Consider the following 1396-nt stretch of genomic DNA (forward strand, 5'->3'; position numbering starts at 1 on the left):
CTGAGTCCCAAGGGGACACGCTACGCGAACGTTCCTCAGCATGACAACACAGGATCATTTATTTTGTGGCTTACTCTTAAGCTCCGCTTATCGCTTTTTGGATTTGTTGGGAATTGCGTTAGCGAAGCTATCCGTAGGAATCGCTTTTTGGGATTTGATGAGGATGCGATCGCGTTTGGTTTTTGGGGAAGTGCGATCGTGTTTGGTTTGTGGGGATGTGCGATATGCCTTTGGCATTAAGCTCCGCTTATCGCGTTTGGGTTTTTTGGGGAGTGTGCGATCGCGATGTCATGAGGTAAGATTAAACGGCGATCGACACAACTGAAATCTCCGTAACCCGATGCATGGGCTTAGTTGTCTTTTCAGTCGTCACAAACTCGTTTGCGTTAATTGAGATAGCAGCTGCTATGTGTAAAGCATCCATTGCAGCCAATCCGTAAACTTTAGCTATGCGATCAGCTATCTTAACTATAGTATTTAAGCTTGTTGCCCAAATAGTTACAGCATCAAAAAAAGTTTCATAAAATTCAACCTCAGCAAGTTGTTTGTTGTAAGTTGCTTTCGGTTGGGTTTCAAGTTTTACAAATAAACTTGTGGCAAAGGTTCGAGTTGAATCATCTAAAACTTGCGTAGCTTTGAGGCTAATTTCACTAACTCCTCGAAAAGCGTTAATCAACACACCTGAATCAAGGTAAGAGTAATCCAAGAAATAAATGATCCAACTGTTGATCCTGAGTCGCTATGTAATAGACAGAGATGCTTCATTGCGCTTCGCTCCATTCAGCATGACAATTGGGCACTTTTTTACTTGGAACACTCTAAGCAACTCTAGAACTCATTATACCCGCCTCGACGTTCGGCTAATTCTTGCTCCAGTTCGGATTCAGTAAGTAGTTGCATCCCCGAAGCGATCGCACGTTGTCGAATGCTCCAAAGTTTTTGAGCGAGAGGAGTTTGGGGTGTAAATTCTTTTTCAGTACTTGGCGGCTTTAAAGATTTTGCTAACGCTAAAACCTGTTCTTTAGCTTCAGGAGGTAAATCGCGCCAATATTCAAGTAATTGCTCTTCTTTACCCATATTATCCGCTTTACCAGATAAAATTACAAAACAATACATCTGCTTTTATTCTATCATGCAGGAGGTATTAAGCTGCGCTTATCGCATTTGGTTTTTGTTGATGTGCGATATGCCTCCGGCATTAAGCTCCGCTTATCGCTTTTTGGGTTTGGTGAAAGTGCGATATGCCCTTGGCATTAAGCCCCGCTTATCGCAACCAAACTACTCGTTGATTGTTTGATAAACTTGTCTTAATTGTTCTACAGTATCAACAGTTGCGATCGTATCCAACACAGCAGACAATGTATCGACAGATGCGATCGCTTCAATCTCTGGTAAC

Annotated in this window: 4 protein-coding genes; 2 read left to right on the plus strand and 2 right to left on the minus strand. The window is 42.3% G+C overall.

The genetic code is table 11. The features are described 5' to 3' along the window. The first annotated feature begins 40 nt into the window (after positions 1-40). Positions 41-325, plus strand: a complete 285-nt coding sequence (locus CK510_RS31345; RefSeq protein ID WP_143289526.1) for a hypothetical protein — start codon at positions 41-43, stop codon at positions 323-325. On the opposite strand, the gene CK510_RS30370 is transcribed toward CK510_RS31345, so the two are convergent. Together CK510_RS30370 and CK510_RS30375 are read right to left on the minus strand one after the other, a co-directional pair. After that, entirely contained in the window at positions 302-706 is a 405-nt protein-coding gene (locus CK510_RS30370; protein ID WP_095725120.1) for a type II toxin-antitoxin system VapC family toxin, read from the minus strand. The two genes, CK510_RS31345 and CK510_RS30370, sit on opposite strands and share 24 nt — an antisense overlap. Before the next feature lie 122 nt (positions 707-828). Next, entirely contained in the window at positions 829-1116 is a 288-nt protein-coding gene (locus tag CK510_RS30375) for a hypothetical protein (RefSeq protein ID WP_245912531.1), read from the minus strand. A 16-nt stretch (positions 1117-1132) separates the two neighbouring features. Here CK510_RS30375 and CK510_RS33170 point away from each other — a divergent pair, with 16 nt between their 5' ends. Then, positions 1133-1297 carry a hypothetical protein gene (locus tag CK510_RS33170; RefSeq protein WP_211293366.1) on the plus strand — a complete coding sequence of 55 codons (165 nt, stop codon included), beginning with the start codon at positions 1133-1135 and terminating at the stop codon, positions 1295-1297. Positions 1298-1396 lie beyond the last annotated feature (99 nt).

Source organism: Brunnivagina elsteri CCALA 953 (assembly GCF_002289455.1).
Classification (GTDB): domain Bacteria; phylum Cyanobacteriota; class Cyanobacteriia; order Cyanobacteriales; family Nostocaceae; genus Brunnivagina; species Brunnivagina elsteri.

What these genes read in the sequence shown, in the direction of transcription:
- CK510_RS31345 (WP_143289526.1), top strand. Translation starts at nt 41, where the DNA reads ATGACAACACAGGATCATTTATTTTGTGGCTTACTCTTAAGCTCCGCT.
- CK510_RS30375 (WP_245912531.1), bottom strand. Translation starts at nt 1,116, where the DNA reads ATGTATTGTTTTGTAATTTTATCTGGTAAAGCGGATAATATGGGTAAA.
- CK510_RS33170 (WP_211293366.1), top strand. Translation starts at nt 1,133, where the DNA reads ATGCAGGAGGTATTAAGCTGCGCTTATCGCATTTGGTTTTTGTTGATG.